This is a genomic window from Leptospira soteropolitanensis (assembly GCF_026151655.1).
GTDB lineage: Bacteria > Spirochaetota > Leptospiria > Leptospirales > Leptospiraceae > Leptospira_A > Leptospira_A soteropolitanensis.
Genome location: NZ_JAMQPN010000004.1, coordinates 234,207 through 251,513, shown reverse-complemented (window position 1 = coordinate 251,513; position 17,307 = coordinate 234,207). Strand labels below are relative to the sequence as shown.

General features: G+C 38.8%; 20 protein-coding genes and 1 tRNA gene. 3 read left to right on the top strand and 18 right to left on the bottom strand.

Annotated features, from left to right (window positions below; all coding sequences use genetic code 11):
- Positions 1 to 2: 2 nt before the first annotated feature.
- From ggt to ND811_RS11455, 16 genes are all read right to left on the bottom strand, one after another.
- Positions 3 to 1,763 (bottom strand): gamma-glutamyltransferase, encoded by a 1,761-nt coding sequence (gene ggt, locus ND811_RS11530; RefSeq protein ID WP_265352000.1) that lies wholly within the window; start codon positions 1,761 to 1,763, stop codon positions 3 to 5.
- Positions 1,760 to 2,083: a metal-sulfur cluster assembly factor gene (locus ND811_RS11525; protein WP_265352001.1), complete on the bottom strand. Its 324-nt coding sequence runs from the start codon at positions 2,081 to 2,083 to the stop codon at positions 1,760 to 1,762. Before ND811_RS11525 ends, ggt begins: the two co-directional genes overlap by 4 nt.
- Positions 2,080 to 2,502 (bottom strand): iron-sulfur cluster assembly scaffold protein, encoded by a 423-nt coding sequence (locus ND811_RS11520; protein ID WP_265352002.1) that lies wholly within the window; start codon positions 2,500 to 2,502, stop codon positions 2,080 to 2,082. Before ND811_RS11520 ends, ND811_RS11525 begins: the two co-directional genes overlap by 4 nt.
- The gene (locus tag ND811_RS11515) at positions 2,480 to 3,730 is read right to left on the bottom strand and encodes a cysteine desulfurase (RefSeq protein ID WP_265352003.1); all 1,251 of its coding nucleotides are present in this window, start codon (positions 3,728 to 3,730) and stop codon (positions 2,480 to 2,482) included. Before ND811_RS11515 ends, ND811_RS11520 begins: the two co-directional genes overlap by 23 nt.
- Positions 3,727 to 4,041 (bottom strand): Rieske (2Fe-2S) protein, encoded by a 315-nt coding sequence (locus ND811_RS11510; protein ID WP_265352004.1) that lies wholly within the window; start codon positions 4,039 to 4,041, stop codon positions 3,727 to 3,729. Before ND811_RS11510 ends, ND811_RS11515 begins: the two co-directional genes overlap by 4 nt.
- Positions 4,041 to 5,204, bottom strand: a complete 1,164-nt coding sequence (locus tag ND811_RS11505; protein WP_265352005.1) for a SufB/SufD family protein — start codon at positions 5,202 to 5,204, stop codon at positions 4,041 to 4,043. The genes ND811_RS11510 and ND811_RS11505 overlap by 1 nt, the downstream gene beginning before the upstream one ends.
- Positions 5,201 to 5,953: a Fe-S cluster assembly ATPase SufC gene (gene sufC, locus ND811_RS11500; RefSeq protein WP_265352006.1), complete on the bottom strand. Its 753-nt coding sequence runs from the start codon at positions 5,951 to 5,953 to the stop codon at positions 5,201 to 5,203. Before sufC ends, ND811_RS11505 begins: the two co-directional genes overlap by 4 nt.
- A gap of 94 nt (positions 5,954 to 6,047) precedes the next feature.
- Complete coding sequence (locus ND811_RS11495; RefSeq protein ID WP_265352007.1) at positions 6,048 to 7,286, bottom strand: EAL domain-containing protein; 1,239 nt, start codon at positions 7,284 to 7,286, stop codon at positions 6,048 to 6,050.
- A gap of 115 nt (positions 7,287 to 7,401) precedes the next feature.
- Positions 7,402 to 8,685, bottom strand: a complete 1,284-nt coding sequence (locus ND811_RS11490) for a sugar phosphate nucleotidyltransferase (protein WP_265352008.1) — start codon at positions 8,683 to 8,685, stop codon at positions 7,402 to 7,404.
- Between the two features lie 54 nt (positions 8,686 to 8,739).
- The gene (gene purQ, locus ND811_RS11485; protein ID WP_265352009.1) at positions 8,740 to 9,387 is read right to left on the bottom strand and encodes a phosphoribosylformylglycinamidine synthase subunit PurQ; all 648 of its coding nucleotides are present in this window, start codon (positions 9,385 to 9,387) and stop codon (positions 8,740 to 8,742) included.
- Positions 9,384 to 9,632 (bottom strand): phosphoribosylformylglycinamidine synthase subunit PurS, encoded by a 249-nt coding sequence (gene purS / locus ND811_RS11480; RefSeq protein ID WP_265352010.1) that lies wholly within the window; start codon positions 9,630 to 9,632, stop codon positions 9,384 to 9,386. The genes purQ and purS overlap by 4 nt, the downstream gene beginning before the upstream one ends.
- Positions 9,614 to 10,471, bottom strand: coding sequence for a phosphoribosylaminoimidazolesuccinocarboxamide synthase (locus ND811_RS11475; protein WP_265352011.1), 858 nt, complete (start codon positions 10,469 to 10,471; stop codon positions 9,614 to 9,616). The genes purS and ND811_RS11475 overlap by 19 nt, the downstream gene beginning before the upstream one ends.
- Entirely contained in the window at positions 10,468 to 11,595 is a 1,128-nt protein-coding gene (locus ND811_RS11470) for a PP2C family protein-serine/threonine phosphatase (protein ID WP_265352012.1), read from the bottom strand. Before ND811_RS11470 ends, ND811_RS11475 begins: the two co-directional genes overlap by 4 nt.
- A gap of 3 nt (positions 11,596 to 11,598) precedes the next feature.
- Positions 11,599 to 12,297, bottom strand: a complete 699-nt coding sequence (gene ccsA, locus ND811_RS11465) for a cytochrome c biogenesis protein CcsA (protein WP_265352013.1) — start codon at positions 12,295 to 12,297, stop codon at positions 11,599 to 11,601.
- Positions 12,298 to 12,348: 51 nt separating this feature from the next.
- Positions 12,349 to 13,005 (bottom strand): heme exporter protein CcmB, encoded by a 657-nt coding sequence (locus ND811_RS11460; RefSeq protein ID WP_265352014.1) that lies wholly within the window; start codon positions 13,003 to 13,005, stop codon positions 12,349 to 12,351.
- Positions 12,986 to 13,606: an ABC transporter ATP-binding protein gene (locus tag ND811_RS11455; protein ID WP_265352015.1), complete on the bottom strand. Its 621-nt coding sequence runs from the start codon at positions 13,604 to 13,606 to the stop codon at positions 12,986 to 12,988. Before ND811_RS11455 ends, ND811_RS11460 begins: the two co-directional genes overlap by 20 nt.
- Before the next feature lie 8 nt (positions 13,607 to 13,614).
- Between ND811_RS11455 and ND811_RS11450 the strand changes: the two genes are divergently transcribed.
- On the top strand, positions 13,615 to 14,631 hold the full coding sequence (locus tag ND811_RS11450; RefSeq protein ID WP_265352016.1) for a tetratricopeptide repeat protein: 1,017 nt from the start codon (positions 13,615 to 13,617) through the stop codon (positions 14,629 to 14,631).
- On the opposite strand, the gene ND811_RS11445 is transcribed toward ND811_RS11450, so the two are convergent.
- Positions 14,586 to 15,374 carry an ABC transporter ATP-binding protein gene (locus ND811_RS11445; RefSeq protein ID WP_265352017.1) on the bottom strand — a complete coding sequence of 263 codons (789 nt, stop codon included), beginning with the start codon at positions 15,372 to 15,374 and terminating at the stop codon, positions 14,586 to 14,588. The two genes, ND811_RS11450 and ND811_RS11445, sit on opposite strands and share 46 nt — an antisense overlap.
- A gap of 71 nt (positions 15,375 to 15,445) precedes the next feature.
- Between ND811_RS11445 and ND811_RS11440 the strand changes: the two genes are divergently transcribed.
- Both ND811_RS11440 and ND811_RS11435 read left to right on the top strand, forming a co-directional pair.
- Complete coding sequence (locus ND811_RS11440; protein ID WP_265352018.1) at positions 15,446 to 16,345, top strand: hydroxymethylglutaryl-CoA lyase; 900 nt, start codon at positions 15,446 to 15,448, stop codon at positions 16,343 to 16,345.
- A complete protein-coding gene (locus ND811_RS11435) occupies positions 16,335 to 17,219 on the top strand; it encodes a TIGR02757 family protein (RefSeq protein ID WP_265352019.1) in 885 nt (294 codons plus the stop codon). Before ND811_RS11440 ends, ND811_RS11435 begins: the two co-directional genes overlap by 11 nt.
- Here the strand turns inward: ND811_RS11435 and ND811_RS11430 are convergent.
- Positions 17,198 to 17,272, bottom strand: a tRNA-Glu gene (locus tag ND811_RS11430). The two genes, ND811_RS11435 and ND811_RS11430, sit on opposite strands and share 22 nt — an antisense overlap.
- Positions 17,273 to 17,307 lie beyond the last annotated feature (35 nt).

The window sequence follows — 17,307 nt, the reverse complement described above, 5'->3', positions numbered from 1 at the left end:
GTTTAAAAACCTAAAGGAACTCCTTCACCTTTGGGATCTGACACGCCGATTAAGCTGTCTCCTTCTCTGGCGACAGCAAATACTTTAGCACGATGCCTAATATATTGGACTTGGTAAAAGGGCAAATCCGACTGGGGATAGGATGCTTTTATTTCAGGATCCAAAAAAATACGATCAGGACTAAATTGGTGGTGGATTCGCGGGTAAGAAACACTTTCATACAAACCTTCTTTTTGAATCAAATAACGATACAATGTATTAAAAATCGAAGTTGGGATTTGAGAACCACCCGGAGCACCAATTACCAATTTTGTTTTTCCAGAACCATCGAGAAGGATCGATGGACTCATACTCGAAAGTGGAGTTTTACCTGGTTCAATTGCATTGGCTTTGGATCCAACAAGTCCGTAAAGATTAGGGATTCCGGGAGCGACCGAAAAATCGTCCATTGTGTTATTGAGTATAAGACCAGTTCCAGGAACCATCTGAACCGCACCAAAAATCCCATTGACTGACTGTGTAGTAGAAACTGCATTTCCATCCTTATCTAAAATAGAAATATGCGTGGTATTATAAGATTCCGTTTTTTTGTTCTCTTCCGAAATGGCTGGCCAACTCCCCGAAACTACTTTTTTCTCGATCTCATTCGTTTCCTCTTTAGCATAACTCTGGGACAAAAGTTTAGTAACAGGCACATTTGTATATAAAGGATCTCCTCCGATTTCTGCCCGGTCCCTGTAAGCGACTCGCATAGCTTCAATCATACGAATCATCTCGCCTATCTCTCCTTTAGGAAATGTATTCCTCTTTTGCATTTCCGAATATAAATTCATCATTGTAACAAGATGAACTCCAGAACTGGGAGGTGGCATGGTTAAAATGGTGTGTCCCCAAACGGAACTTGTGAGTGGTTCACTTATCTTAACTTGGTAACTCTTGAAATCCTCTAGAGTGATAAAATTTTCATATTCAGCATAATACTGAGATATTTTTTGAACGGTTTCACCTTCCAAAAATTCGAGTTTATCATTTTGAATGATCCTCTCCAATGTTTGTGCTAGGTCCTCCTGAATGAGAAGTTCCCCCTCTCGAATCGCTCGTTTGTCAATACCAAATACGTTTTGCATTGGCGGATTCATGGAGGACCAAACCTTAGCCACCGCTCCTGCTAAATCTCCATAAACAGAAAAACCTGTTTTCGCATAACGAAGAGCTGGTGCCAATACGACACTGAGAGGTAATTTTCCATGTTGTTTTTGGATTTGTAAAATCCCTTGGACATTACCAGGTACCGCAGCGCTATAAGCACCCTTTAAAGTTTTTCCAAGAATCACAGCACCGTCTTCCTTTAAGTAAAAAGAAGCGACTCCCTTTTTAGGGGAACGTTCCCGAAAATCGTAAGCCCATTTTCCTTTTGTAGGTAAATATACCACTGCAAATCCACCTCCCAAAAGGCCAGTGGAATGAGGACGAAGGACAGAGATCGCAAAGCTTGCAGCTGTAAATACATCCACAACGTTTCCACCCTGTTTCCACACTTCCATTCCTGCTTGAGAAGCAAGTGGATGGTCAGATGATATAATGATTTCCTTAGCAATAAATTCGTACCGACTTTTTTTTTCGGTGGCACCTTCGATTTGCGGGAGAGAAACACTTTGTATTGGTTTTTGTGAAAAAGAATCCTGAAAAAAAGGAATCGACTCACAGCCGTTAAATATAAATAAAAAAGCAAACCAATAACAATGTCTGAATTGGAAACTCAATCGAAAATCCCCATTTGCATTTTAGCCTCTTCACTTGCCATAACACGAGGCTCCCATTTTGGATTCCAAACCACATTTACAACGACTTCATTAATCCCATCCACACGAAGGGCGTGATTTTCAATATCTTGTTTCATTTGGGGACCGGCCGGGCAAGCAAGGGAGGTATATGTCATTGTGATATCCGCCTTTTCCCCTTCCACTTTGATATCATAAATCAAACCAAGCTCGATGAGAGAAATTCCGATTTCTGGATCTTCTACCATACGCACACTATGGTATACTTCCCATTCTTTTTCTGTTTCTGGATCTCGAATCATTTCTTTTCCTCACTCAATTTTGCTAATGTTTGCCAGGGCAAAAGCCCACAACGGTATCGACCAGGATGAGAACGTAGGATGTTATAAAAGGATATCTCTTCTGGATCTTGAAACAACAAAGAATCCTCTCCATCCAAAAAATTTTTCCGCTCCGTTAGATAAGAAAGGAAATGGTCCTTTTGAATTTTTGTTTTATTCTTGAAAAGTAATCCGGATGCCGCTCTGCAGATGGAACATGATTCTCCACCTAAACCCAAAATTTCGATCGCGTTATCTTCAGTAATACAGTAATAGATAATGATTTCATCACCGCAAAGAGGATTAAGCCCCTTCACCATTTGATGAAGAGTAGTCGGTTTTTCCCAAACCCCGAAGTCTTTCCAACGAAGGAAATCCTTAAAATGACTTTCTTGCGACACGACCAAATATTGATTTTACCTTGTCAATTGCATAGACTAATGCATCAATATCTTCCTTTGTATTATAAAGGTAAAAAGAGGCACGACAAGTTCCCGGAATGGCTAACTGCTTCATCAAAGGTTGGCAGCAGTGGTGGCCAACACGAATGGCAACACCTTCTTCATCTAAAATTGATCCTACATCATGAGGATGGATTCCTTCCATAGAGAAAGAAACAACGCCACCACGTTTGTCCAAATCTTCAGTTCCATAAATTTGTAAACCTCCAATGCGGTTCAGTCGCTCTAATGCATATTCGGTTAACATCCGTTCATGCTCTTTCACATTCTTCATTCCGACTTTTTGTAAATAATCCAAAGCATGACTAAAACCAATCACACCTGCGATATTTGGTGTTCCTGCTTCTAATTTGGCGGGTAGAGCTGCATATGTCGAACTTTCTAGGTCAACTGATTCGATCATATCACCACCGCCTAACCAAGGTGGCATGGCTTCTAAAATTTCTTCTTTTCCAAAAAGCACACCGACTCCCGTAGGCCCAAGCATCTTATGGCCAGAGAACGCATAAAAATCAACATCCATATCCACTAAGTGAATGGGCATATGGCAAGCCGCTTGCGCCCCATCTACTAAAATTTTTGCACCGACTTGACGCACTCTCTCTATAATGGCAGTCAGGTCATGAATTGTCCCGGTAACGTTAGACATTTGACTAATCGCTACTATTTTTGTACGTTTTGTAATGATTTGATTTAAATTGGATAAGTCATAAGTAGTATCTTCTTTGATGGGAATAAATTTCAAAAAAGCTTTTTTCTCTAAGGCCAACATTTGCCAAGGGACTAAATTGGAATGGTGTTCTTGAACGGATAAAACAATTTCATCCCCTTCACTGATATTGGTCCTTCCCCAGGCTTGTGCGACTAAGTTAATAGCATCTGTTGTTCCCCTAGTGAAAATAATGGCTTTTGCACATTGCGCTTGGAAAAAGTGAGAGGTTTTAATCCTAGCGCGTTCAAATAGTTCCGTTGCATGTTGAGAAAGATAATAAACACCTCTGTGGATATTGGCGTTATCATTCGAATAATACTCGTTAGTGGCATCAATTACCGACTTCGGTTTTTGCGAAGAAGCGCCATTATCTAAATAAACTAGCGGTTTTCCGTTTGGCAAAATACGGGAGAGTATAGGAAAGTCTTTTCGAATTTGGTAAGGATCTAAACTCATACCGCCTCCAAATCCACTTCCAAATCCTCACCAACCACACGCACTGGGAAAATCACAAGCGGTTCAGTGGCAGGAAGTGCTAAAACCTTTCCCGTTCGAACATCGAACTTAGCAAAATGCCTTGGGCAGGTAATGACACAACCTTCCAATTTTCCACAAGAAATTTCTTCCCCATCATGAGTGCAAGAATCTTCAAAAGCAAAATATTCGCCTTCCACCTTAGTCACAACCACGTTAAAATGGCGGGTTTTTACCACTGCCATTTTACCTTCTCCAACTTCTGAAAGAGGAATTAACTTTTTAAAGGCCATTATTTAGCTCCCACTAGGATCTCTCTTATCCTTGATTCCAAAGACAATTTTATTTCTTCTGAAAAACCAATGGAATGGATTGTCTCACCATAAAATGCCGTTACAAGTAACGACTTTGATTCTTCTGGTGTTAGGCCTCGTGACAAAAGATAAAAATATTGTTCTTCATCAATATCTCCCACAGTAGCTCCGTGTGTACAAGATACATCTTCCGCTAATACTTCTAATTTTGGATTGGCTTCTGCTCTAGCTTTTTTGTTTAAAGAAAGATTAAAAGATTCTTGATGAGCTGTCACCTTCTTTAAGTTTGGTGGAATAATCAGATTTCCAGTAAAAATATGATGTGACTTATCAGTAACAATGGCTTTATAGCTGATTTTACTTGTGGTAAAATCAGCATGATGAAACATTTCCATATCTAAATCTTTCAAATTTCTGCCTCCTAGAGCAGAAACACCGTCCACAGTCACCTCAGCTCCTTTTCCCAGTAAATGAGCGTCCAAAAATAATTTCGAACGAAAACCACCAATGGGATAATAATGGTATTTAGTGTGAGAATCAGAATGGGAAAGAATACAAATATTGCGAAATCGATATAAATCTAAATCGCTAGTTTCCATATCTAAAATTTCTAAGTAAGATGAATCTTCGGAGATAAAAAAATCCAAGGCAGAACACATATGTAAGTTCTCTGAATCATGGATATTTTGTAATTGGATCTGCGTTTTATTAGTTCTACCTTTTTGTAGATAAAAAATTCTAACTGTATGGTTTGGTTTATCACCTTCTTCTGCGAACGAAAAAAAGGATTCACCCTCTTCTAAAAGAAAGATCTCGTATTTAGGGGCTGTAACCAAACTAAGGAAGGCAAAATATTCCTTTGGCGTATATTTTAGAATATCGGCAAGTATGGATTCAATGGTTTCTTCATCTAAAGTAGAATCTTTATTTTCTTTTGCAGCACTGGTGTTGGTTGTAGAAATTTCTTTCGGATCGAATTGTAATTCTTTCCAATCCACCGAACCAATAGGAAATTTTCTCCAAGACTCTTCAGAATCTTTTGGAATCTCTAACTGATTCCATATCTCCAAAAGAGAATTTTTGAAACTAATATGTTTTTCTTTTGAAAGAACCAATCGGTTTTTTTCGAGTGAGGAATTCATTTGACCCCTTCTCTCTCCAAAATCCAATCATAACCAACCTCTTCTAATTTTAAGGAAAGATCCTTTCCTCCAGTCTCCAAAATTCTTCCATCTGCAAATACATGGACAAAATCAGGAACAATATAGTTTAACATCCTTTGGTAATGGGTGATGAGAAGAATGGAACGATCAGGATTTCTATTGGCATTAATTCCTTCCGAAACAATGCGAAGGGCGTCGATATCCAGTCCAGAATCTGTTTCATCCAAAATGGATAAAATAGGTTTTAACAAACTCATTTGTAAAATTTCTGCACGTTTTTTTTCACCACCAGAAAATCCATCATTCACATAACGACCGATAAACGACTGAGGAACTTCTAAAAGATCCATTGATTGTTTTAATTCTTGTTTAAATTCCTTAACAGGAACTTCTTTCCCTCGGTGAGCCTTGAGGATAGATTTTAAAAAATTGCCAATGGTCACACCAGGAAGGGCAGTAGGATATTGGAAAGATAAAAAAAGTCCAAGCCTTGCCCTTTCATCAGTCGTTTTATTTAATATGGATTCTCCCTTAAAGAGAATATCCCCTGAAGTGACCGTATACTTGGGATGACCTAGAATGACGTTGGATAGAGTACTCTTTCCTGAACCATTGGGTCCCATAATGGCATGAACCTCACCGGGTCCGATGGTGAGGTTGACTCCTCGGAGGATCGTTTTGTCCCCTACAGTGGCATGTAGAGATTTTATTTCGAGAATAGCGGACAAGGTGGTATCCTGTTTTGTATATATTTAGAATGATTCTATATTTTAGACGAATCCCTTCTACCAGGAAAAAGCACCACTCAAAAAAAACAAGATTCTATTCCGACCAACCTACCTGGGCGATAAGGATCTTACCATCCATGAGGGAAAAAGTAAAAATCACATATTGGTTTTGGTTGGTGATGTCGTAAAGTGGATAGGTAACACCCCATTTTTTACGAAACCGTTCGGACTCTTCCTTGTGCTTTAAAAAGTATGGTTTCCAGGCGTAATTGTTTCCAATTTGTCTGGATCTTTCTAAATAACCCCCGTTCATTCGGTCCAAGTCGTAGGTGGGAGTGATTTGGTACCCTTCCGCGTCACAAACAAAAACTTTTAAAATCTCTCGTGGTAAGGAACCAAGGATTTGGCCAAACCGGTAAGGAAAGTCGTCTTCCTTTGTGTCTGAAAGCTCATAGAAAAGATCTTGCAGTTGGTCAATGATCCTTTGTTCTCTCAGTCCCTTTTCTCGCAGTTCCTTGGAACGAACGCTCGAAAAATTTTCCAAAACCGTTTTCATTTTGTCTGAGAAAGTATTTCGATTGAGAAAATGGGGATTCGGTGTAGAGAAATAAAACCCTTGCAAAAGGTTTGCTCCCATCGAAAGCGCAAGGTTCACCTCTTCTTCTGTTTCTATCCCTTCAAAGAGAAGTTGGCTTCCGAGCTTCTGAGACATTTCGGAAATCGCACCGAGAACTTGTTTGAACGAATTTTTATTCAAACTTTCCCTCATAATGCGAATATCAACTTTCATAATATCTGGGTGTAGGTATCCGATTCTTTCTAAATTGGAAAATCCAGTCCCTAAATCATCGATGGCTATTTTTAATCCGTAATCTCTAAAGATTTGGACAATTTGGATTAGGCGGTCAATCGACCCATCAAATTCGTCCTCTGTGATTTCGATCACTACTTGGTTTCGATCAATTCCATATTTTTCGATCAGTTGGATGATATGGAAATTTTCTGCAAATAAATCAGTATGATGCACACGGGAAAGAAAGTTCGGCATCATATTAAAAAAGAGCTTGGTGCGAAGATTACTTTCTTTTAGGGTCTGAACTGCCTTTTCCCTAAGGATTCGGTCAATGTTATAGACGGGGACCGGATCCTGGTCCCGGTTATGGAACAATCCCCCTAAAGAATGGTAGGTGTTTTCCTCAGGGTTGAACTGACGTCCGAGCACTTCATAGGCAGAAATGGAGCGATTGATGGCATTGACGATGGGTTGGAAATGCGGGACAAAGTATGTCTCGTTCCAAAACTGGTTTCCTTCCGTTGATTCCGTTATGAACATGGTTCCCTTTCGTCCAGGCTAGAACCAAGTTCGAAACTGACAAGTCAAAATCCCCAAACTTGAGACAACTCCAAGGAAAATTGACCCATTTTTGACCTAAATGTGTCAATTTGACCTAAATGGAATAGCCGTCAGGAATGGCAGTATGTCTAGGAACCACTATGATTCCCTCCCGAATTCGAATGTATTCGTCTTCATATTCTTGGAGATTTTGTTCGTTTAACAGACGCACGTTGGCACCAATGGCACAATCTTTGTCGACAATTGTCCGCCGAATTTCACAGTTAGGTCCAATTCCAATGGGGATTTTTCCAGACTTTCGATCAAAATATCCGTAATGGTCAAGTCCCATAATGATCGAATCATAGATCTTGGTTCCTGAAGCGATCAGTTGCCGTACACCAATGATGGATCTGTGAACCTCACACTGGTTTAAGATGGTTCCTTCTGAAATGAGTGCTTGGTTGACCACAGCTTGGATGATTTTGGACGGAGGAAGTGCCCTTGCTCTCGTATAAATCGGAGTTTTTTCCAAATATAAATTAAATTTCGGAATATGATCTGTTAACATCAAATTGGCTTCATAGAAAGCCTTGATGGTTCCAATATCTTCCCAGTATCCGTCGTAAGTGTAAGCTTTTACTTTCCTTTCTCGAATGGCTTTCGGTAGGATTTCTTTTCCAAAATCAGCCATATTACAATCTTCTAATACATCAATGAGAGTGGATGTATTAAAAATATAAATTCCCATATTCGCAAGGAAGTTACCCTGTTTCGTGCGGCATGATTCCACCTGAGTTACTTCTTGTGGTTTTTCTATGAATTCCTGAATGAACCCACCAACTCCTGATTTCACAATCCCTAGGCCATAAATTTGGTCTTCAGGAATTGCGTTAGTAGCCACAGAAATTTCTGTTTCTGGATCCATTAAATGGCTCTGCATAAAATCGGAAAGGTCCATATTATAAAGTTGATCACCAGAAAGTATGAGAACGTATTTTGGTTTTTGTTCTCTGATATAAGGAAGAACCTTCCTTACGGCATCGGCAGTTCCTTCAAACCAATTGGCACTAGAAACCGTTTGTTCCGCAGCAATAATCTCCACAAAACTTTTTTGGTGGATATTATTAGTCGCATAAGTTCGGTTAATATGACGATTTAAGGAATAGGAATTAAATTGAGTGAGGATAAATATCTTTTCGAAACCACTATTCAGGGAATTGGAAATAGGAATATCAATAAGCCGATATTTCCCACCAAAACTAACAGCTGGTTTAGATCTTTTTTCTGTTAGAGGTAATAAACGAGTTCCCTTCCCCCCACCCAAGATAATAGTAAGAACTTCATCCTTTTTTAGAATGAAATCTACACAATCAATAGAGTCTTCTTGAAAACGCATACCTTCCCTTGTAATTCAATTGGACGAAAAAGCAAGAAAAGGTTAAAAAGAATGTTATTTTTTTAAGAGAGCCTCGAGGATTAGTTTTCCATCCATCTTTCCTGTATAAGGATTTACAGCCCTTTCTGGATGAGGCATCATTCCTAGAACATTTCCTTGTTCGTTACAAATCCCTGCAATATCATGTAAAGATCCGTTCGGGTTTTCTTTATAACGAAAGACCACTTGGCCATTTTTTTCTAATCGTTCTAAAGTTTCAGGATCTGCAAAGTATGCTCCCTCTCCGTGAGCAATCGGAATGGAAAGGTTTCCCTGTATTTCTTTGGCGATTTTGTTTTCGGATACAGGAATGAGATCTACATCTTTACAAATATATTTTAAGGTTCTGTTATGGAGTAAGGCACCAGGAAGAAGCCCAGATTCAGTCAGGATTTGAAATCCATTACAAACACCCAAAACCTTTCCACCTTTTTTGGCGTAAGCAACAACCGATTCCATAGCGCTTGAAAATTTGGCCATAGCCCCACAGCGTAGGTAGTCCCCAAAAGAAAAACCACCTGGCAATACAACAAGATCCGGTGTATCAGAGAAAGTTTCTTTATACCAAGTGTATTCTACTTTAGCACCAAATTCCGATTCTAGAACCGATCCCACATCCTTATCACAATTAGAACCAGGAAAGGTAACCACCCGTACCTTCATACTTTCTCCACGACCAACCGATATGTCTCGATCACTTGGTTCACAAGAACCGATTCACAAATTTCTTTAGCAAGTGCCTCTGCTTCTGGTTGGGACTTTACATCGATTTTCATTTCGATGTATTTTCCGACCCTTAAGTCAGCTACAGAATTTTTCCCTTGGTCATGAAGGGTGCGGAGAACCGTTTGTCCTTGCGGGTCAAGAACCGATTCTTTGAGAGTAACATTTATTTTTGCGACAAACATAACGTGATTTTATCTTCCAATTCCAAGTATTTTTTACGTAGTTCTAGGATCAAGAATTCGGGTAACGCCGGGGCAGGTGGATTTTTGTCCCAATCAGTAGATTCCAACCAATTTCGGAGGATTTGTTTATCAAAACTAGCCGGAGTTTTGCCGAGTGCATAAGTGGAGGCATCCCAATACCGGGAGGAATCTGGTGTTAAGATTTCGTCGATTAAAACAGGTTTTCCATCCACCAGTCCAAATTCGAATTTAGTATCGCAGAGAAGGATTCCTTGTTTGGCCATCAAACTATGAGCCGTGTTGTAGAGATAAAGAGAGATCTCTTTCAATTCGGAAAAGAGTTCCTTGCCAACTTCCTTTTCCATCACCGATTCACTCACGTTTTCATCATGACCAGAATCGTTTTTCCGGGCTGGAGTAAAAATGGGAGTTTCAAATCGGTAAGATTCTTCTAGTCCCTTGGGATAGGGAACATGAGCAATCGTCCCTTCTGTTTTGTATTCCTTCCAAGCCGATCCAGTTAAATATCCTCGCACCACACATTCAAAATCAATTCGTTTTGCTTTTTTAACGAGGACTGATCTTCCTTTTAAAGAATCTTCGTTTTGAAACGGAGGAGGAAATTTAGAAACATCGTCAGTGATTAAATGGTTCGTAATTTTGGGAAACTGACGAAACCAAGCCGTGGAAATTCGAGTTAGAATTTTACCCTTATCAAGAACCGGCTCATTAAAAACAACATCAAATGCAGAAATCCGATCGGTTGCCACAAGAAGAAGTGAATCTCCTAAGTCGTAAACGTCTCTAACTTTACCCTTATAACTGGGATTTGGTATCATAATTGTATACACACCATAGCCATATCATCACTCGGAGTGGAAGATCCACAAAAATCCAGAATTTTGTTTTGAACTGATTGCAAAATATCTTTTCCAGATGTAACGGAATCATGAAAAATTGATTTCATACCCTCTTCCGTAATGTATTCAGAATTTGGGTTCATAGCTTCGCTTGCACCATCGGTATACATAAAAAACATAGATCCTGTTTTTAACTGCACCGATTGCACTTCATCATTAGCAGCGAAATTAATTCCCATAATCATAGGACTCATACCTTTTAAAAACTTCGTTTCGCCATCCATATAAACAAGGGGAGCTGGATGACCTCCATTGACATAAGAAAGTTTTAAATCCTGATCAAGAATCGCATAACAAAAGGTAATTGCATAATCTTCAGGAAGAACCAACTCCATATTTTTTCGCAGATGCGCCACCCGCTCCCTAAGATCCATAGTGGATACTAAGTTAAACAATTGCATCTTAAACATTGCTCCAATTAGGGCAGCACTCGGTCCATGACCAGAACAATCAGCAATCACAATATGTAGTTTTTTTTCTTCGATCCAAGAATCAACAAAGTCACCGCCAATTTGTAAATATGGGTGAAATAGAGTTTGAGCTTTGATTCCGTTCCAAATAAAACTTTTTTCAGGAATGAGTTGGTCTTGGACTCGTCTTGCGGTTTGAAGTTCTTTTTCGTATTTACTTTTCTGTCTGTATAACTCGTCTTGTAAGTCTTTTAGACGAATCACAGAATGGATTTTTGCAACGAGTTCCCTTTTATTAAAGGGTTTATTGATGAAATCGTCTCCGCCATTTTTCATCGCTTCTTGAAAACCAACTTCACGTTCAATGGAAGTGATAAAAAGGATAGGAAGAAGTTTAAACTGATCCATCGTCCTAAGTTCCCGACAAAAGGAAAATCCATCTTGCACGGGCATATTTACATCTAACAAAAGTGTGTCGATGGCAGTGTTCAACAAAACCAAACGTGCTTCTTCTGCCGAATAAGCAGTATAGGTTTTAAAACCCTCTTGTTGCAAAAGGTATTTCAAAAGTTCCACATTTTCTGGAACATCATCCACAATCAGGATATTATGTATAGATTCCTCATTTGCCATGTTTCAATCTAATTCCGCTTTCAGTTTGGATCTGATATCTTGGATTTTTTCTGTGCGATTGGAAACAAGAAAAAGAATTAGAAATAGAAAATGAAAGGCAAATACTCCAAGCCACATACTCAGTTTCATATCTGAATCCATCCCCCCCTTCCCTAAAACACTACTTGGATGATTTCCTGGATTTTCAATCCAACGGATGGCACCCCAAGTTAGGATGGCACTGACTGCACAAAGAACGGATAAATAGGCAGATAAAATGGCTTTTTTGGATTTGGAAGGAACCAAATACCGAAAAATAAAGTAACTGACCAAGGAGATACAAAGAATAAAAAAAGACTGTAACCTAGCGTCCGTTTTGTCCCAAGGAACTCCCCAAGCGCTATAAGCCCAAATGGGTCCAGAAAACAAAACTCCCACTGCAAAAAGAAAGGAAAGTTGGTTCGCAGTAAATGCGAGCCTATCCCAAAGTAAATTCCTCGTAAAAAGAAAAATTAGAGAACAAATAAAAGAAAGGATGGGCCCATATAACGCCACCCAGGCGACAGGTACATGTAGATAAAATATTCTATGACTTAATCCCTGTTCCAAAATGACATTTGGATACACAAGCGAAGTAATGATAGCAGTGACGAGCGACGTACAAACGACGAGATAAAAACCTATGTCGAAAACAGGGTGAAATATCCGAATCTTACGTTCCATTTTTTTCCAGATTTTCAGATAGGGAAAGAAATTCGAGGAGAAAACAAAATCTTAATGCTCATTCCTTAGAATCTCTATCATCACCGAACCGAGCGTAGCATAAAATAACATAAAAAACAAAAGTAAACCGACAGATGGTAGGTAAAACCCTGGTTCGAGCCAGTATCTGTGTTCTGCTTCTAATCCAAAGAGGAACAAGGGAATGGAAAAAGGAAGTTGTAACAAAGGAATGATGATTTCTTTTAGGCGACTTTCAAATGCAATGAGCCCAAGAGAAACTCCGAGGAATACCAAAGAGCCACTTCCCAGGTTTGCAAAAAGCCATTCTCCCCAAAACCTTTCGATACTCATGTTTTGAAAAAAAACAGAAAGAACTAACACCAGAGCTCCATTTACCAAAATCGTACAAAACCAGATGGCAAGAGATTTTGTCAAATACAGCGAAATGGGACTGACGAAAGATAGACTGGCTTCCCAGCCCATTGATTCCCGTTCTTCCCATAAACTTTGGCTTACAATCACAAAGTTAAGTAAAAAAATAATTGCCCACTTGATTCCGCGTATACTCCTTGCAGACAAAATTTCATTAACCTCAATGGATGTGTAAAAAATAAAAACTACTGATACACTTAGGGTAAAAAGAGAGATGATTCCACCTAGGGAACGACCAATTAGATAAAATTCTTTTTTAAGTAAGGTGAGTAACAAACACAGCTCCCTTCTCAATTTGGATTTGGGAACTGCACTGCAATTCTTTCGGTATAGAGTGAAGGACGATTAAAATGAGTTTCGTTTTTGATACCTCATTTAAAATCTCACTTAATACTTTAGAAGAATCGGCATCGAGTCCCGTATACGGTTCATCAAATAAAATAACTTCAGCAGAAGAAAGCAAAGACCTTAGGATTGCTACTTTTTGTTTCATACCTCGTGAAAAGGTATGGATTGGATCCCAAATTCGTTTCTGTAAACGAAAGAGTTCAAGGAGTTGTTTTCTTTTTTGTAGATCTGGGAGCATTCCATCTAACCTGGAAAAATAATCCAAATTTTCTTCCAAATTAAGTGAAGAATAAAATCCAAGCTCATGTCCAAGATATGTAATTTTCCTTTTTCCTTGGTTCCAATGCCATTTGTCTGAGGATAGTGAGTGGTGATAAATTTCCTTTAAAAGGGTTGATTTCCCGGCACCATTTTCACCGAGCACAGCCACAAGACCGGTCTTAAAAAAAGAAAGATTGATCTCTTTCAGTAAGACTTTTTCGCCGACACTAATAGTAAGCGCTTTTGTTTCCAAAAGGGTTTGGTTCATTCTACACCATGTTCTTTCGTAGCTTTACTCTCGCACTTCTGTTTTTATTTCCCACACTGATTTGGGGACAAAAACTCATTGGGAACCAGGAATATCCAGAGATCCTTTGGGGCAAAGATCAGGAATTTGATACCTCCGATTTTCCCAATGGATCTTTTATTTACCATAAGGATGACTTTATCCTCGCTCGTGGGAAACTTTTTCAAGGCGAACCACCGAAATCCAACGGAAATTTTATATATGGATCAGAAACCATAACCAATTCGGGAAAATGGAATAACGATACAATAGAACTTTTACTTTCAGGAAAACCAAACATGCGGGCAGACGTAATCAAACGTTTGGAAGCTGGGATTCGATTTGATCCGCAATTTTTTCCCTTCCGGTATAATTTAGGACGTTTGTATTCTTTGGAAATGAATTACGAAAAGGCTCTTGTGGAATTTGAATATGCAAAAGCAGAAATGCCTGATTACTTTAAAACCTATCTACACATTGCGATTCTTTCTGAAATCACACGCCAGGTATATTACGCCATTATGAATTACAAACTGGCAGTCGAAAAAAATCCCTATGATACCGAAGCACTGATTCGTTTGGCTGACCATTATTTGGCCACAGGTTTAAAAAATAGGGCCCTTCTATACTTAAACAAAGCACTGAAGATTGAAGAAGAAAGTCCGAATGTTAAATTAGGTTTTGCAAGGCTTGAGATGGAAAAAGGAAACTTTCATATCGCTTATAAAATATTTAATCGTACGACTCTCACAACGGCCGAAGGGAAACCAAAACCTTACGATAAAAAGTTCCATTATTATTTTGCAGAAACTGCCTCAAAAGTCACAGATTATGAAACAGCAGAAGAAGAATACACTAAGATGTTAAGTTTTACGAATGATCCTTTTTTTGCGACGGTGTCTTCAAAGGTTATTGCAAGGAGACGAGATATTGCGAAAAAATTTGCAGAAGCAAAACGAACTCAATTGGATGATTCTGAAGAAGAAACAGCCCCACCTAACGAATGATTTCTTGTTTCCAATAAAGTTTTTAACAGCTCTGATTTAGGATTAGAAAGAATTTCATTTGGTTTGCCAAATTCCACAATTCCCTTCCCATCCAGTACAAAAATTTGGTCGCACATATAGGATAAAAAACCTAAGTCATGGGAAACTATAAACATTCCCAAATTTTCCATTTGGTTGACTTGTTTGAGTTCTTCTGCAATTTTTTTTTGTACAAGAACATCAAGGGCTGTAACGGGTTCATCTAATAGTAAATATTCTGGTTCCATCAGTAAAGCTCTTAATATGGAAAACCTTTGCAATTGCCCCCCACTTAGTTCTTGTTTGGTTTTATTTAAAAGTTCCTTCTGCAATTCGAATCGTTCGCATAATGTTTCGATACGCATCCATTCCCTTCTTTTAATATCTTCTGATAAAAAAAATCCCTTTTTGATTCGGATCGGCTCAAGTAATAACTCTTTCATTGTTCCCAGATGAGAGAAACTCGCCAAAGGATCTTGAAAGACCGGTTGGAGTTTTGGGTTTTTTCTATTGGGTAAACTCTCCTCCTTCCAAAAAAGAGATCCACTCCAAGTATAACCATCCATTGGATCCAGAAGCCCTAAAGCCAAACGAAACAATGTAGATTTGCCTGATCCTGATTTTCCAATGAGTCCCGTAATCTCATTTGATTTTGCCACTAAATTTATATTCTGCAAAAGGGAACGTCCACGAACCTGAACAGAAATATTTTTAAGAGTAAACATCGGATTCACTCCATAAAATCATTGCGTTTCTTATTTTTAATAGAAATTTAAAAGAGAAGGAGAATGGAGAATTGGAACATATTAAAATCACAGAAGTAGGTCCAAGAGACGGTCTGCAAAACGAGAAAACCATTCTCTCTACTCAGGATAAATTCGAATTCGTATCACGTCTAGTACAAAGCGGAGTGAAACATATAGAACTTACTTCCTTCGTAAGGAAAGATCGAATCCCGCAAATGGGAGATGCCATTGAACTTTCCAACCTGGTCCTTCCGAAGTTTCAAAACCAAATACAATTTTCCGCTCTTACACCCAATGCAAAAGGTTACGAAGGAGCCAAACTGGCTGGTTTTTCTGAAGTAGCTGTTTTTACGGCAACTTCAGAGACATTCACCAAAAAAAATATCAATATGACAGTTTTGGAAAGTTTGGATTTATTTAAACCCATCTTCACACAGGCAAAATCAGATGGAAAGAAAGTTCGCGGTTATATCTCTACCGTGATTGCATGTCCTTATGAAGGAAAAATTAAACCGGAAAAAACTCTTGAGATCGCTGAACGTCTGCTAGATGCAGGAGCCTACGAAATTTCTCTTGGAGAAACCATAGGAGTTGCCGTACCTTCCGAAGTGGAAACTTTATTAGGAGTTCTTTTGAAAAAGATCCCTAAAACATACTTTGCAGGACATTTCCACGATACTTATGGGATGGCCATTGCAAACACCAAACAGGCGCTCCTTATGGGAGTTCGTAGTTTTGATAGTTCGGCTGGAGGCCTCGGTGGATGTCCTTATGCCAAAGGTGCCGCTGGAAACGTTGCCACCGAAGACTTAGTTTATTTCCTACATAGAGAAGGATTTGAAACAGGAATCGAATTGAATTCTCTCCTATCTGCCAGCCGGTTTATGGAAGAAAAAATAGGAAGAAAACTCGAGTCAAGAACCTACATCGCAATGAAGAATGCCGATTGATTTAATACTTTTTCATTCTAAGTTAGAAGATTTAAGAAAAAAATACGAACACCTCCATTATCTAGAAACTGACCCGATATGTTTCCCGAAGAAATATAAGGACCCTCTTGATATGGAAGTGGTGTCTTTCATCTCCTGTTTGTACGCCTATGGAAATGTGAAAAGTATCCAAAGATTTTTAGAACCAATCTTTGAATTCTTAGGACCCTCACCTTACCAAAGTTTAAGAAAAGAAGGTGAACCATTTGATTCCTTTCTAAAAAATCTAGGAGTCTATAGGTTCCAAACCAAAAAAGACAACCAAATCTTCTTTTTAACCTTAGCCCGTGTCCTCCGAAATTTAGAGACGAAATCTCCTCTTTTTGAGTCCAAACTCATTGACTGCCACGGAAAATTTGAAGAGGAAATCTCAATTTCACAGTTTCAAAAATTTTGGGAAGATGAACTTAAAACCACATTGGGAAAAAGAAGTTTATCCTATGGTCTACAATTTTTAATCGGAAAACCAGAAGCAAAATCTCCCAAAAAACGTTTATCCCTATTTTTACGTTGGATGGTAAGAAAATCCTATCCCGACTTTGGACTTTACCAAAAGATACAGCCTAATCAAATCCCCTTTCCATTGGATGTCCATATCCAAAAATTGATTCGAATTTTAGGTATTACAGATCGGAAAAGTTTTGGAGTGAAAGAGGCATATCTGATCAAAGAATTTTTTAAAGAAATTAGTCCCACAGATCCTTTGTTATACGACTTCTATCTAACTAGAGTAGGGATCATCGAAAGATGTAATGCAAAATATGAGAAAGGAATTTGCGAAGTTTGTTATTTAAAGGATGTGTGTCTTGTATTTGGTAGTGCCACGGGGAATTGAACCCCGATTGCAAGGATGAAAACCTTGTGTCCTAACCATTAGACGATGGCACCGTTTGAAGAACGTGTTCTTTGAGTTAATGGAACTC

Coding starts and splice junctions, on each gene's coding strand:
- ND811_RS11525 (WP_265352001.1), bottom strand. CDS start 2,083: ATGATTCGAGATCCAGAAACAGAAAAAGAATGGGAAGTATACCATAGT.
- ND811_RS11515 (WP_265352003.1), bottom strand. CDS start 3,730: ATGAGTTTAGATCCTTACCAAATTCGAAAAGACTTTCCTATACTCTCC.
- ND811_RS11510 (WP_265352004.1), bottom strand. CDS start 4,041: ATGGCCTTTAAAAAGTTAATTCCTCTTTCAGAAGTTGGAGAAGGTAAA.
- ND811_RS11505 (WP_265352005.1), bottom strand. CDS start 5,204: ATGAATTCCTCACTCGAAAAAAACCGATTGGTTCTTTCAAAAGAAAAA.
- ND811_RS11495 (WP_265352007.1), bottom strand. CDS start 7,286: ATGTTCATAACGGAATCAACGGAAGGAAACCAGTTTTGGAACGAGACA.
- ND811_RS11490 (WP_265352008.1), bottom strand. CDS start 8,685: ATGCGTTTTCAAGAAGACTCTATTGATTGTGTAGATTTCATTCTAAAA.
- purQ (WP_265352009.1), bottom strand. CDS start 9,387: ATGAAGGTACGGGTGGTTACCTTTCCTGGTTCTAATTGTGATAAGGAT.
- purS (WP_265352010.1), bottom strand. CDS start 9,632: ATGTTTGTCGCAAAAATAAATGTTACTCTCAAAGAATCGGTTCTTGAC.
- ND811_RS11475 (WP_265352011.1), bottom strand. CDS start 10,471: ATGATACCAAATCCCAGTTATAAGGGTAAAGTTAGAGACGTTTACGAC.
- ND811_RS11470 (WP_265352012.1), bottom strand. CDS start 11,595: ATGGCAAATGAGGAATCTATACATAATATCCTGATTGTGGATGATGTT.
- ccsA (WP_265352013.1), bottom strand. CDS start 12,297: ATGGAACGTAAGATTCGGATATTTCACCCTGTTTTCGACATAGGTTTT.
- ND811_RS11455 (WP_265352015.1), bottom strand. CDS start 13,606: ATGAACCAAACCCTTTTGGAAACAAAAGCGCTTACTATTAGTGTCGGC.
- ND811_RS11450 (WP_265352016.1), top strand. CDS start 13,615: ATGTTCTTTCGTAGCTTTACTCTCGCACTTCTGTTTTTATTTCCCACA.
- ND811_RS11445 (WP_265352017.1), bottom strand. CDS start 15,374: ATGTTTACTCTTAAAAATATTTCTGTTCAGGTTCGTGGACGTTCCCTT.
- ND811_RS11435 (WP_265352019.1), top strand. CDS start 16,335: ATGCCGATTGATTTAATACTTTTTCATTCTAAGTTAGAAGATTTAAGA.